The organism is Microbacterium sp. ABRD28 (assembly GCF_003850245.1).
In the GTDB taxonomy this organism is placed as follows: Bacteria; Actinomycetota; Actinomycetes; order Actinomycetales; family Microbacteriaceae; genus Microbacterium.
Genome location: NZ_CP031015.1, coordinates 1959366 through 1972843, shown reverse-complemented (window position 1 = coordinate 1972843; position 13478 = coordinate 1959366). Strand labels below are relative to the sequence as shown.

Here is a 13478-nt window from a genome sequence, read left to right as displayed (position 1 = left end):
TCACAGGTGTTTGGTCGCCTCGCGGACCGACAGCGCGCTGAGCTCGTGTGCAGCGACGAAACGTCGCACCCAGTCCGGGTCGGTGCGGGCGTGATCGCGCAGGGCCCACCCGATCGCCTTCCGGATGAAGAAGTCGGGATCCGAGGCGTTGCGCTCGATGACCTCCGCCAGAAGGTCTCGGTCGACGCGGGCGCGTCTGCCCAGCTGGGACAGGATCGCGATGCGCCGGATCCACAGGTGGCCGTCCAGGGCCCACGCGCGCACGAGGGACGCTGAGTCGTCGGGACGGGTGTCGAGGAGGTCGCCGAGTCGGTGGGCGAGCTCGTCGGTGATGTCCCACCACGCGCCCGTGCGCACCATGTGTTCCACGAGCGGTACCAGTCGCAGGTCCCCGCGGAGGGCCCGATGTCGAAGGAGGGCCATCGCGGCGTAGCGCTCCTCCCGGTGAGTCGCGTCGTCCCACAGGCGTCGCGAGGCCTCCAGCGCGGTGTCGGCGTCGTACCCCGCCGCGATCCCGGAGACGATCGCCCGCACCTCGGGCACCCGGACGCCGAGGAACGGCATCGTCGACTTCATGTAGGCCTGCTGACCGGCGGCGCGCTCGGGTTGTGCTGCGTGCCGAAGGGCTCGGCGGAGGTCGTCGACCATCGCGGTGGCCCCCGGGCCGACGCCCGTCATGCGTCGCGGGGGTTCCGCCGCTCCACGATCAGCGGATCGACGGGTGTGAGGGGCAGGCGCGGCAGATCCCGCTCGGAGATATCGAAGGCACCGGCGAGCACCTCGCGCGAGAACGCCGAGGCGGTGGCCCGGTATCCGATGTCTCCGGGGGTGGGCTGGTCGAAGAAGATGAGGAAGTCCAGTCCGTCCTCGCCGAGCGTCTCGATGTGATGCGGGTACGCGCGCGGGATGAAGTAGACCTGCCCGGGCTCGAGCTCGTACCGGTCGAGGGTTCCGTCGGGGCCGAGCACCCGCATCCGTCCTCTGCCCTTCCAGACGTAGCCGAGCTCCGCGGTGACGGGATGCCAGTGCGGCTCGCGCATCCCGTTCCCGGCGATATGGAGGTGGTACATCGAGATGTCCTCGAGCGCGGCCCAGTACTGCTTGCGTGCGAGCTTCGCGAACCCGTAGCCGTACGACAGGGGCGCCTGCTGCCCTTCGACGTCGAACAGCCGGGCGTTCGGAAGCCCGGCGGTGTCGGGAATGCGCACGGGGCCCCGGCGTCGGAAGATCGGGGTCGGGTCCCGTCGAGGCAGGATCTCGAAGGCCGCCGCCGGGAGGTCGTAGGTGTTCCCCAGGACGGCGTCGGTCATCGCATTCACACTGCCGGAGAAGGAGAAGTGCTGCGGGTGGGCCGACCGGAGCGCGGCGATGATCTCCGCCGCACCGTCGCCGACGTTCTCGATGTGCGCGACGGCACCCGACTCGATGTGGAACATCTGTCCCGCTTCGACGACGAAGGTGGCGAAGGCGTCGGCGTTGCCGAGCACCGAGACCAGCACTCTGCCCCGTGTGACGTAGGCGAGCTGGTGGGCGTTGACGTTCCACTGCGGCTCGCGGACACCCCCGGGGGCGAGGACGATCCGCTGGATGGACATCCGCCTGAGCATCGGGAAGTCCGCGCGGGTGAGCCGGCGGATCTCCCCCGCCTCGCCCTCGAAGGCGGTCGGAGCGGCGTGCAGCGATGCGACATGCGGCGAGGCCATGTCGAAAATGTAGACCCTCCGGCCGCCTTCTGGCGGTCGGCGTCGATCGGGAGTCGTGCTCGGGAGCCTGCGAACGCCGTCAGACCGCGACGCGATCCGCGGTCGAGACGACGCGCTGCAACGGGTGCGACGACGGCAGGTCGTGCAACCGATCGACACCGTCGATCGGTTCACCCAGAGGCGGCTGGAGGACCACCCCGACCTCACTCAGTTCCGTGGTGAGAGCCCTCCTCAGGGCTTCCGCCTCCACCACCTTTCCATTGGCACTGACCCGCGCCTGCGTCTTCGGCATCCCCGACATCCGCAGAGCGGCCGCGATCGAGCCTGCCAGTTCCCGGGCGGCCGTCATGACGATGCCGGCGGCGACCGCGTCGTCCTCTGCCGCTGCGGTCACCGAACGCGCGAATGCCGCGACGCGCTCGACGCGGCGGGGGTCGGCCTGCAGAGCGAGAGGAACCAGCGGCAGCGCGCCGAATGCCGCGGTCGCGGAGGCGGTGAGGGAGGTCGCGAGACCGCGGCCGTCGACCGCACGCAGCGCAGCATCCAAACCCGCTCGGCCGATCCAATAGGCACCCCCGGCGTCGCCCAAGAGGTAGCCCCACCCGTCCACGCGGGCGAGGCCGGCCGTCCCGCACCCGAGGATCACCACACCCGTGCCCACCGCAGCGACCACTCCGTGCTCCTCGGCATTGGCCCCGAGGTATCCGGTGACCGAGTCGTGCGCGATGCGGGCGGAGGTCAGCGTCGGCTCGACGGAGAGCAGATCCGCTGCGGCGGCGGGGTCTTCATCGAAACCGGACGCTCCCACCGCCACCGAGATCGTCCGCGTCGTCGGCGGGGCACTCGCGAGCGCATCGCGGATGACACCGACCAGCTGGGGCGTCGCCGGCCGGTCGGCGCGGATGCCCGGGAGCACCGAGATATGCGTTCCGTGCGGGTCGCTTCGACGCACGCGGATCGAGGACTGCCCGGCGTCGACCGACAGCCGGGTCGTCCCATCAGCGCGCGGGCCACCCCTCACTTCAGGTCGCCTCCCGTCGTGGGCCGCCCCGGGAGCGGGGCCGCGGGCACCAGCCGCAGGGTCAGGGTCTGCTGGGGCGCGAGGGGGTATTCGCTCCGCTGCGCACGCGCGACCCGCACCGATGCGCCCGCCAGCGCCGTCTCATCCATGCGAACAGCCGAGACGTCGACATCGACCGCCGCGTGGAGCGTGGCGTGGCGATGCGTGTCAGTCGGATTGCTCAGCCGCAGGATCGCTCCACGGCCGTCCTCCGCCGGCTTGAAGGCGGTGACGAGCGCGCCCGACACCGAAAGCGGTGACGCAAGGACGGACGGCGCCTCGGGTCCCACGCGCACCTGCAGCGCGACGACGCCGACGCGACGCGCGTCGGCCCGCTCGGCGAGGGCGTAGGCGTCGGTGGCCGCCGCACCCAGAACGAATGCGACGCGGGCGGTGATCGGTCGCAGCAGCTGCGCTTCCGGGGTGGCCAGTTCCGGGCCTGCCCCGGTCGTGCGGGTTCGCAGATCGAACCGCGAGAGCCACCCCACGCTCCGCAGCACGGTCACGGCCACCTCTGCCGGAGCACGGTCGCCGCCTGCGATGCCCTGCACTTCAGAGACGTGGTCCAGCAGGATCCCGATGGCCTCGTCGCCTCCCCCGGCCGCAACGTACCCGTGCGCGGGGTGGGTCCCGATCGCGCTCTCGCGATTCCGCTCCTGCGGGGCCGGCCCGATGACCGGCCCGAAAGGGCGCGTCAGCGACGAGAAGTGCTGACCGCTGGTCCACGCCGTCGGCTGACCAGCGACCGGAGCGAGCAACCGGAGGCGATGATCACGTGAGGCGTTCACCCACTCCGCCGTCCACTCCAGCGTGTCCGAACCGTGCCACGCCGTCAGTCGGATGTCCACGGCGGTGGGGATCGTCGCGGTGGACCGGGCCTCGCGTGTCTCATCGAGCGAGTGCGGGATGTCGAGTTCGGCGCGCCAGGAGATCACCGTACGCACCGCCGACCGGATCACCGCGACGCTGCCGGCCCGCGCGTCGACACGACGATCGCCCGCCGGAGGGTCGTACGTGTACGTGTCGCCGCGGTCACCCTCGTCCACCAGCCGACCGAGGCGCCGATGGCGGGTGCCGGTGGCCGGGTCGACGACGTCGAACGCGGCGTCGGCGAGCACGATGACCGATCGACCATCCGGAAGCGACACCGCCTCGCCGACGTGCCCCGGTTCGCTGTCGGCGCGTGCGCGGGGGCGACCGTCATGAGGAGCCAGCTCCGCCGTGAAGATGACGACGGCACCGGGCTCGACGACGGAGGCGATGAACCGAAGCCGCAGTACCCGGGCTTCGACGGAGTCGGGGAGGAAATCGAGATCAGCCTCGAAGGAATGCCGCACACCGATGTCTTCCACTTCGATCGGAACCACTCGTCCGCTCGGATCCGTCAGCTGTGCGATGTCGCTTCCGGGTGCGACGACGACATCGACCTCGACGGGAACACGCCGGTCTCCTGCGGCGAAGGGGACATGGACCGCGATGCGGACGGCGTCGTCGGCGGGCGTCCCGTGCACCCGGGTGTCGACGCGGCGTCGGAGCAGTGCGCGCCGCAGCATCTGATCGCCCAGCTCGAGAACGCGGTCGGTGCGCACCGAGTTCTCCCGGTGCACCTCGTCCACGCTGCACCCGCAGATGGAGTCATGTGGAGCGTTCTCGAGCACGAGCTCCCAGGCGTGACGCAGCTGTGCATCGGTCGGGCCTGCGATCGGCGTGGCATCGACGGCCGAGAGCCCGGGAACAGCCGGAGGATCGAGCACCTCGGCGGCGAGGAGGGGTTCGACGATGCGCTCCAGCATCCGCTCCGCCCGTGAGTTCTCCTGTTTCAGATGGATGCGCGAGGACAGCGTGCCGGGAAGCAGGAACGACCCTGGGCCGCCGAGGAATCGGAGCTCGCCGTCGATGACCACGGGATCCGGACGTGTGGCGCGCAGATCGTCGAAGAAGTCCTCCAGACTCGACTGCACCAGGGACCCACCGGATGTCTCCGACGCAGCCACCGCTGCGAGCACCGGGCCCACCGCGCGGGGGGCGAGGTGGTCGCCCCCGTTCATCAGCAGCCAGGGGCCCTCGGGGCGACGCTCACGCTCCCGGTCGAGGAAGGCCGTGAGGCGCTCGGCGCGTCCCTCGGGGGTCCACAGGATCTCCGCCTCGTGGTACGCCTGGTTGACCGCGTACACCTCGGCGCCATCCGGTGAGCGCCACCGGAACTCCGATGCCTCCGGTGGCGCACCACGCCAGACCAGCGCCGTGTCGATGCCGAACCCGGTGAGGATCCGGGGCAGGTCGGCGGGGTGACCGAACGCGTCCGGAGAGTATCCGATGGCTGTCAGCGCCCCGATCCCAGCGCCCAGACGGCGAGCGGCGAGGAGGTTGCGGATGAGATTCTCGCCTGAGACCAGCTGGTTGTCGGCGAGAACGTGCCACGGTCCCACCGTGAGGACACCCGCCCGCACGTGCCGGCGCACACGCTCGACGAGATCGGGACGCAGGTCTCCGACGTCGCGGAGCGTGATCGTCTGTCCGTCCAGATGGAACCTCTCGATCGAGCCCGCGTCGAGCTGGGTGCACACCTGCTCGACGAGCTCGACCAGCCGCGCGCGATAGGACTCGAACGGGCGGTACCATTCCCGGTCCCAGTGCACATGGGTGACGACGTGACAGGTCGGCTCGGAGCCGTTCCCGCTGCGGTCACGGATGGATGGTGCGACGCGCTGCTCAGACACGGACCGCTCCCTTCGGCGAGCGAGGGCTTCCGGCATCGGCGGGGATTGCGCCGACGAATCCGGCGGTGATCATCGCGGGGCGCGTGATCGCGCCCCCCACGACGACGCTCCACGCGCCGGCAGCGAAGGCGGAGGAGAGCTGTGCGGGCGTGGTGATCCGCCCTTCCGCCACCACCGGGATCGCCAGGGTGTCCACCAGCGCCGCCACGAGGTCCAGATCCGGACCGGGGTGGTGGGCGTGCCCGGCGGTCTCCGGCGTGTAGCCCGAGAGCGTCGTCCCGACCAGCGTCGCACCGGCGGCTGCTGCGGCGACACCTTCGGCCAGGGTGGCGACGTCGGCCATGACGGCGATTCCCCGCAGGCTCAATTCGCGAAGGGTCTCGCTCAGAGTGCGTCCGTCCGGACGCGGTCGTGCGGTCGCGTCCAGGGCCACGATGTCGGCGCCCGCGTCAGCCACGGCGAGGGCGTGTTCCAGCGTCGGGGTGATGTAGACGCCGTCGGCGCCGGCTTTCCAGAGCCCGATCACGGGGAGATCGGTCACCGAGCGGATGGCACGGACATCGTCGGGGCCCTCGCACCGGATTCCCCCGGCGCCTCCGGCGATCGCCGACAGCGCCATGGCACTCATGTGCTCGGGACCGTGCAACGGTTCACCGGGTAGCGCCTGGCATGAGACGACGAGGCGCCCCCGGAGGCGATCGAGGAGGGAAGGGATGTCGGGCATGATCCTCATTCGGTACGACGCGCGCCGGGGACGGCGCGCGGGTGGTCGGTCGCGCTCGATCGGTCGATCGCAGCGAGCGCGGGTTCGGCGAGCGCGCGGGCGAGAGCACCCCAGGTGCATCCGGGCGCAAGGTCGGGGCGAGTCGGGGTGATGTCCAGGAGCGCGGCGATGCGCACGGCGGCCCGCCGTAGCGCCGCCGCCGCCTCCGTCGACACCGGAAGATCGGGTTCGACGGTCAGCCGTCGTCGTCCGACGCGATCCAGCCCGCCGTGGGCGATCAGCAGCGACCCCGCGACGAACGCCGGGTGATGCTGAGGGAGGTCCAATGCCCAGACGATCGGGACTCCGGCGCGCAGAACGGCGACCTGAACCGCGATCAGCTCGCGTGCATCGGCCAGGATCTCCTGGGCGGTGAGGCCCCGACGGACCGAGTGCGCCGCCAGAACGCCGGCGGCCTCCCCCACTGCCCATTCGCCGTGATGGACGCGGTAGGCCGCGGCGGCGATCTGCGTCGCCGCCAGGTTCTTGGCTCCGGCGAGCAGGTTCGCCGGACCCCGTCCGCACTCCGGGACCAGCGACCGGAGCGGCACCTGGAAAGGAGCCGTCGGCGCGTAGACGCTCGGGTGACCGCCGACCCGCGGGTGGAGGTCGGCGTGATACCAGGCGATCCCCGCAGCATCCGTGAACTGCTCGGCCCGTTCCTCATCGGCGCGCGGGGTCAGGTCGAGTTCGGTGACGGGATGCGCGGAGCGCAGTCGCCGCGACTCGCGGACATACGGCGACTCGGCCAGACCATCCGACGTACCCGAGATCTCGGGCGCGAGTCGGAGTTCCGGGTATCCCTTCCCACCGCCGTCGCGAGGCGCTTCCGTGCGCAGCCAGTGCACGAACGCCCTGGTGAGATCCCGGGCGGCGGCCTCCGTCCCCCGGGGGTCGGCGACCAGCCCGGAGCCGTACCAGTCGTTGCCGTGCCAGTTGATGATCGCGGCGTCGATGCCGCCGAGCTGTGCGCTGTCGCGGACTCGTCGATACGACCAGAACGACCCCGGCGGATGTTCGTCGTCGAAGAACGAGAAGGTGTGGGTGTGTCCGACGTCATTGGAGAGGGTGAGGCTGAAAGGCTGCGCGTCGCGCCAGCGCTCATAGTGGAGCGGTGCGTCGGCGACCGGTCCGGGCTGATCGTCGTCGCGGACCAGCGCGGCGACGACGGTGCAGGATTGCTCCGCCCGGTGATCGGCACCGCCGGGGAGCGCGTGGGGTTCACCGAAGGCTGCGCGGCCCTCCGATCCGATCACCCAGTCCGCTCCGGCCAGAGGCAGGACCTCGCCGGTCTCGGTGGCGTCGACGACGACCGCGCCGGTCACGGAGATGAGCTGCCCGCCGCGCTCGAGGACGACACCCGCCAGACGTTCGGCATCGCCGATCACCTCGACCAGGCGTGCGCCGCGCAGGATCGTCAGCATGCCGCGCCGGCGCGGCGCGTCCAGCATCGTCTCGAGGATCCGCTCCCCGACGGCGGGCTCGAAGCACAGCCGACTCACCCACCCGCCGCCGGGATTGCGACGACCGTCGTAGGCCGCGCGGATGCTGTCGCGCACAGCCCGATAGCGGAGGGAGCACGCTGCCTCGCGCTCGATGTGAGGGTGCTCATCCAGCGGCGCGGTCAGCTGTGTCGTGATCTGGCCACCCACTCGGCGCTCGCCACCGGCCATCACGACAGCGCAGCCGGCGCCGGTCGCGGCGAGCGCGGCGGCGACGGCTCCGAGACCGAGCCCGATCACGACGACGTCGGTCTGGATCTGCCCATCGCCGTTCATGCGTTCTCCCCCGCGGTGTCCGACAGCGCGATCTCGAAGGACCGTCGCCACGGGAACGAGATGTCAGAGGCGGTCACCTTCCCGATCCCGGCGGAGGCGAGCGGGGCGAGCGCGTCCGTCAGAGCGGCGGCGACGAAGGCGGCGGCACCACCGACGTCCTCGATCCGATCGTGCCGCTCGACGGGTGACCCGATGCGTGCGCGCAGCTGCCGCCGGACCTCGCTCATGTAGCCGTAGTCCTCGATCACACGCGTCCGCACCAGGCGCGCACTCGCGCCGCCGTCGAACACGCCCGCGCGACGTGCAGCCAGCGCCGTGACCAGGTGCGCTGCGGCCGTTCCGATCGTGTTGCCCGCCGTGTTCCAGGCGGCGAATCCGTCCAGATCCGCCAGCACGCCCCGCCGCGCGAGCGCGCGGACCAGCGCGGGATCGGCGCCGTTGGGCTGGGCGACGTCGGCGACGGCGACCGCGGTGCGGCCGTCCGCCACGAGCGATGCCGCCAGCGCAGCGGTGGCGTCGGCGGCTGCCGTATCCGTTCGCTCCGGCGGTGAGACCGCCCAGTCGCCTCTCGTACCGTCGGGGGTGTGGACGAGGAGGATCCCGTCGGCCTCCGCGGGATCCTCGACGAGCTCGGCCCCGGCACTGTCCAGCTGTGCGCGGGCGGTGTCACCGACGGGTCCCGTCTCGTAGGGAGCCACCCGGTCCAGCCCTCGCGGGTCGGCGGCGAGGACGGCGATCCGCGAAGGCCGGGTCTGCAGCTGTTCCCCCACGGCGCGAGCGGTCAGGACCGCTCCGGTCTCGTCGGCGCCGGGCGCGACGCGGGCCCGACTGGTCACGCCCAGCCGCCCGATCCACTCGCCTATCGCCATCTGGTCTCGCTCCGACAGCGAGCCCGGGACGGCGTCGTCGACTCCGACGAACAGTCGACGGAGCGTGCCGTCGGCGACCATGCCGACGGCGCCGAGGGCGAGCACGTGCTGCCGCAGTCGACGCCGCAGCCAGTCGGCGCGCACGTCGTCGGGGATGTCGGCGGTGCGTCCGCCACCGCCACCGCCACCGCCACCGCCAGGCGAGCCTCCCAGTTCGAGCGACAGCGCGTGAAGGGCGGGCCCCCACTGGGCCCAGTACCGCGGTTCCTCGAAGTCATCTGCCGCATCGGGGGCGCGAGGGACGACGATCGAGGCGTAGACAGGCGCTGCGCTGTCGCGCAGCACATCGAAGCGTGCGAGCACCGCGGCGGCGCTCTCGGCGCCGATCCGGGAGGGGATGAGTCCGCCGAACCCGAGACCGTCGAGCGAGACCACGGCAGCGTGGGCGGCGTCGTCACCGTCGCCGTGGAGCGCGGCGTCCAGCCACGTCGTGAGCGCGCCGATGTCTCCCCCGCGGCGGAGGTCCGGGCGTGCGACCGGGGGCGGTACCTCCATGCGGAAGCCGGCGATCGCCGCGATCCGGCGCGGCAGATCCAGGCAGACCGGCCGCTCGTCCAGCGGTACGAGCACCAGCCTCGGAGTTCGAGACGGCGCGGGCATCAGACGCGGCGCTTCACATTGATCTGGAACTCGTACGCATCGCCCCGGTAGACACCCGTCGAGGATTCGATGCGCCGCCCGTGCGTGTCGAAGACGATGCGCGCGACGAGGAGGGCCGGTGAGCCCGGCGCCGATTCGAGCAGCTCCGCCTGCCGTTCATCCAGAGTGACCGCCCGGATCGTCTGATGCGCGCGCGCAGGCGTGGCGCCGGCGTGTCCGAAGTACTCGTAGAGCGATCCGAGCAGCTCCGGTCCCAGGTTGTCGCCCGTGAGCCACTCGGGCAGCCACAGGCTCTCGATGCACAGCGGCGCGCCGTCAGCAGTTCGGAGGCGCTCGATGTGCACCGCACGGGCACCCGGAGTGATGAGCAGCTCCCGCGCGATCCGTTCGTCGGCGCGGCCGTGCTCGAGCCGGAGCACCCGCGATCCGGGCGTCATCCCGCGCTCGGCGATGTCCTCCGAGAAGGAGGTCAGGTACAGCGACTTCGACACCAGGTCCTTATCGGCCACGAAGGTGCCCGATCCCTGGACCCGGTAGACCCAGCCGTGGTCGGCCAGGCGCGCGAGCGCCTGGCGCACCGTGGCACGGCTGACGCCGAAGAGGTTGACCAGCTCCCGCTCGGGCGGCAGAGGGTCGTGCGGGGCGAGGTGGGCGATGACCTCATCCCGCAGCCGCGAACGGATGGCTTCCACCTTCGATCCGGTGTCGCCGGCCGCGCGCGAGGGCGGCATCATGGGGGCATCCGTGCCGGTCTCGAGTGTCATCCCTTCACCGCCCCTTCTCCTGCACCGCGGAAGAACCACTTCTGAGCGAAGAAGAACGCGATGATCAGCGGGATGACGGCGATCATCGTGCCGGCAGCCACCACCTTCTGGTCATCCGCGAACGCACCCGCCAGAAACTGCAGTCCCACGGTGAGGGTGTAGTTGTCCTGGCTGGTCAGGACGATCTGCGGCCAGAGGAAGTCGTCCCACGCGAACATGAAGCTGAAGATACCGACCACTGCCATCGTCCCCTTCACCGAAGGCAGTGCGACGCGCCAGTAGCGCTGGAACTCCGACGCGCCATCCAGGACCGCGGCCTCATCGATGGCGCGCGGAAGGGACAGGAAGGCCGACCGGAAGAGCAGGATCGAGAATCCCGTGACGGCGGAGGGCAGGATGACCCCCAGCAGCGTGTCGACGAGTCCGAGCTGGCGGGCGGTGAGGAAGACCGAGATGAAGATGACCTCGAACGGGATGACGAGCGTGGCCAGGAAGGTCAGGTATGCCGCGGTGTTACCGCGGAAGCGCAGGCGGGCCAGGGCGAAGCCGGCCAGCGACCCGAAGGCGATGTTGGTCACGGTGGAGGCCGAGGCGACGATCAACGAGTTGCCGATGAAGGTCCAGACCGGGATCACGTCGGCGACCTTGGCGAAGTTCTCCAATGTCGGGTCGCGCGGCAGGAAGTAGGGCGGGTAGGAGAACACACTGTCCCCCTCGCCTTTCAGGGCCGTTCCGAGCGTGTAGAGGAAAGGCCCGACGAGCAGCACCAGCACGAGGACGAGGACGACGTAGTGCGCCACCCGGCGGATGACTCCCCCGACGCCGAGGGGGCGTCGGCGTCGGAGCTCTGCGCGCTCGGCGGCCGTCAGCGGGGCGGCGACGCTGCGGACGGCGTCTGCGGATTCGATGACGGTCATGCTTCCGCGTTCTCCCTACTGAGCTTCTGCAGCGCGACGGTCAGGCCGATGGTGAAGACGAACAGCACCAGGCTCATCGCGGCGGCGTAGCCGACCTGTCCGTCGAAACCGGACCCCACCTCGCGGATGGTGAACACCATCGAACGCACCTGCCCTCCGGGTCCGGCGGTAGGACCGGCGATGACGAAGATCTCGGCGTAGACCTTCATGGCGGCGATCGCCGACAGCACACCGACCAGCAGCATCGTCGGCCGAACCGAGGGGATGGTGACGGAGAAGAATCGCCGGATGCCGCCGGCACCGTCCATCTGCGCTGCTTCATGGAGCTCGCCGGGTACGTTCGCGAGCGCGGTCAGGTAGATGACCATGTAGAAGCCCAGGCCTTTCCACACCGTGACCAGGATGCAGCTGAACAGCAGAAGGGTGGCGTCGGTGAGGAACGGCAGCGGCTGCTGCACGATGCGAAGGGTCTGGAAGAGCCAGTTGACCGGGCCGCGTTCCTTCAGCAGGAACACCCAGATGAGGCCGACGACCACCATGGAGGCGATCACCGGGGTGTAGAACGACGCTCGGAAGAACGCCATGCCGGGGATCTTCGGCTGGACGAGCATCGCCAGCAGCAGGGGAAGAGTCACCAGCAGGGGAACCGCCACGACGACGTAGATCAGCGTGTTTCCCGCCGAGAGCCAGAAGACGTCGGAGGTCGCGAGGGCCCCGAAGTTCTCAAGCCCCACGTACTGTCCCCCCGAGGCCAGCCGGAAGTCGGTGAACGACAACTGGACGGTGCGGAAGAACGGGACGATGTGGAAGATCAGGGCGACGGCGAGCGCCGGTGCCATGAGCAACCAGGGCGTGACGAGCCTTCGGGGCCGCATCGCGTCTACTCCCCGCCGCCGGTGATGGCGTTGGCCTCTTCGACCGCCTGGTCGAGCGCCTCCTGTGCGGTCAGGTCACCGGTGAGGGCGAGCTGGATCTTCGCCAGCACCGCGTTCTTGACCTGGTCGTCGTACTGGACGGGCGTGAGGTTCTCGGCGCGCGCGAGCCCCTCTGCGGAGAGCTTGACGGCCTTGGACAGTTCGGTGCCGTCGGAGTCGTCCTGGAAGAACGGATCATCCAGCGCAGCGGTGACCGACGGCAGCACCGGCGCCACCCGGGAGAAGGCGAGCTGGTTCTCGGCGTTGGTGATGAACTTCGTGAAGGCCAAGGCGGTACCGGGGTTCTCGCTGGTCTTGGGAATCAGGAGCCCCATCACCGACATGTTGACCGGCTCACCCTCGGCGGCGATCTGGGGTGCCACCCGGGTGTTCGCGAACACCTCGGGAGCGTTCTGCTCGATGCCGTTGAGGAAGTTCGGTCCCGAGGGGAACATCGCGACGTTCCCGGCCTGGTAGCCCTCCTTGGCGTCGTTGAGGGTCTGCGTGAGCGAATCGGCCGGGAACACTCCCGACTGGTACATCTCGGCGAGCCCCTCGACGTATTCGACGGCGTCCGGGGTGTTGAAGGTCCAGACGAGGTCTTCATCGATGAGCGGGACACCGATCTTGGCCAGATCGGTCATGAACCGGTTCTCCAGCGCGGGGTGCAGGCCGTAGAACTCGCCCGCACCGGCCTCCGAGATGGCGCGAGCGTCCTCGTAGAGCTCCGCGAACGTCTCGGGTGCGTCGTCGGGGTCCAGCCCCGCGGCTTCGTAGAGCGCGGCGTTGTACATCGTCACCTCGCTGGTCAGGTACCACGGCACACCGAAGGTCCCCTCCATGCCGGGAACCTGGAATCCCTTCCACGCCCCCTCGACATACTCTGCGGCGAGCTCGGGGTCGGCCTGGTCGATGTCGAGGAAGACTCCCTCGCGTTCGAGCGGCTGAGCGAAGTTGGGGTTCATGTTGACCACGTCAGGGAGGTTCCCGGCGGCGGCATCGGCGGCGAACTTCTCCTGCGCCCCGGCGAACGGCACATCGATCCACTCGACCTCGGTGCCCGGGTACTCCTCCTCGAAGGCCGCGATGGTGTCCTCGATGTACGCCGCGAGGTCGGGGTTGGAGCTGAGCTCGAGCGTGGCGAAGCTGATCTCGCCTTCGACGGTCGACAGCTCGTCGGCGGAGGCCTCGGAGCCGGTGTCGACACCTTCGAGGCCGCAGCCGGCGAGCGCAAGGGCCAGACCGGTCGCAGTCGCACCCGCGAGAAGCGTGCGACGGGTTCGGTTCAACGTCATTGGTGGGACCTTTCGGATTGCGGGATCGATGCGAT

Annotated in this window: 11 protein-coding genes; all 11 read right to left on the bottom strand. The window is 70.2% G+C overall.

The features are described from left to right. The gene (locus DT073_RS09540) at positions 1–678 is read right to left on the bottom strand and encodes a DNA alkylation repair protein (RefSeq protein ID WP_124293176.1); all 678 of its coding nucleotides are present in this window, start codon (positions 676–678) and stop codon (positions 1–3) included. After that, a complete protein-coding gene (locus DT073_RS09535) occupies positions 675–1703 on the bottom strand; it encodes a cupin domain-containing protein (RefSeq protein ID WP_124293175.1) in 1029 nt (342 codons plus the stop codon). Before DT073_RS09535 ends, DT073_RS09540 begins: the two co-directional genes overlap by 4 nt. Before the next feature lie 79 nt (positions 1704–1782). Next, positions 1783–2724, bottom strand: a complete 942-nt coding sequence (locus DT073_RS09530; protein WP_124293174.1) for a BadF/BadG/BcrA/BcrD ATPase family protein — start codon at positions 2722–2724, stop codon at positions 1783–1785. Further along, positions 2721–5483 (bottom strand): glycoside hydrolase family 38 N-terminal domain-containing protein, encoded by a 2763-nt coding sequence (locus DT073_RS09525; protein WP_164478176.1) that lies wholly within the window; start codon positions 5481–5483, stop codon positions 2721–2723. Before DT073_RS09525 ends, DT073_RS09530 begins: the two co-directional genes overlap by 4 nt. Further along, positions 5476–6207, bottom strand: coding sequence for an N-acetylmannosamine-6-phosphate 2-epimerase (locus tag DT073_RS09520; protein ID WP_336400214.1), 732 nt, complete (start codon positions 6205–6207; stop codon positions 5476–5478). Before DT073_RS09520 ends, DT073_RS09525 begins: the two co-directional genes overlap by 8 nt. A 5-nt stretch (positions 6208–6212) precedes the next feature. After that, positions 6213–8024, bottom strand: a complete 1812-nt coding sequence (locus tag DT073_RS09515; RefSeq protein WP_124293172.1) for an FAD-dependent oxidoreductase — start codon at positions 8022–8024, stop codon at positions 6213–6215. Next, a complete protein-coding gene (locus tag DT073_RS09510; RefSeq protein WP_164478175.1) occupies positions 8021–9523 on the bottom strand; it encodes a DUF4127 family protein in 1503 nt (500 codons plus the stop codon). Before DT073_RS09510 ends, DT073_RS09515 begins: the two co-directional genes overlap by 4 nt. 29 nt (positions 9524–9552) lie before the next feature. After that, positions 9553–10317 (bottom strand): GntR family transcriptional regulator, encoded by a 765-nt coding sequence (locus DT073_RS09505; RefSeq protein WP_124293170.1) that lies wholly within the window; start codon positions 10315–10317, stop codon positions 9553–9555. Then, positions 10314–11234 carry a carbohydrate ABC transporter permease gene (locus DT073_RS09500; protein ID WP_124293169.1) on the bottom strand — a complete coding sequence of 307 codons (921 nt, stop codon included), beginning with the start codon at positions 11232–11234 and terminating at the stop codon, positions 10314–10316. The genes DT073_RS09505 and DT073_RS09500 overlap by 4 nt, the downstream gene beginning before the upstream one ends. Beyond that, positions 11231–12109, bottom strand: coding sequence for a carbohydrate ABC transporter permease (locus tag DT073_RS09495; protein WP_124293168.1), 879 nt, complete (start codon positions 12107–12109; stop codon positions 11231–11233). The genes DT073_RS09500 and DT073_RS09495 overlap by 4 nt, the downstream gene beginning before the upstream one ends. Before the next feature lie 5 nt (positions 12110–12114). Next, complete coding sequence (locus tag DT073_RS09490; protein ID WP_124293167.1) at positions 12115–13443, bottom strand: ABC transporter substrate-binding protein; 1329 nt, start codon at positions 13441–13443, stop codon at positions 12115–12117. Between the last annotated feature and the right edge of the window lie 35 nt (positions 13444–13478).

Bases quoted from the DNA above. Each gene is read 5' to 3' on its own strand.
- DT073_RS09495 (WP_124293168.1), bottom strand. From the start codon at position 12,109: ATGCGGCCCCGAAGGCTCGTCACGCCCTGGTTGCTCATGGCACCGGCG.
- DT073_RS09505 (WP_124293170.1), bottom strand. From the start codon at position 10,317: ATGACACTCGAGACCGGCACGGATGCCCCCATGATGCCGCCCTCGCGC.
- DT073_RS09520 (WP_336400214.1), bottom strand. From the start codon at position 6,207: ATGCCCGACATCCCTTCCCTCCTCGATCGCCTCCGGGGGCGCCTCGTC.
- DT073_RS09540 (WP_124293176.1), bottom strand. From the start codon at position 678: ATGACGGGCGTCGGCCCGGGGGCCACCGCGATGGTCGACGACCTCCGC.
- DT073_RS09515 (WP_124293172.1), bottom strand. From the start codon at position 8,024: ATGAACGGCGATGGGCAGATCCAGACCGACGTCGTCGTGATCGGGCTC.
- DT073_RS09490 (WP_124293167.1), bottom strand. From the start codon at position 13,443: ATGACGTTGAACCGAACCCGTCGCACGCTTCTCGCGGGTGCGACTGCG.
- DT073_RS09500 (WP_124293169.1), bottom strand. From the start codon at position 11,234: ATGACCGTCATCGAATCCGCAGACGCCGTCCGCAGCGTCGCCGCCCCG.
- DT073_RS09535 (WP_124293175.1), bottom strand. From the start codon at position 1,703: ATGGCCTCGCCGCATGTCGCATCGCTGCACGCCGCTCCGACCGCCTTC.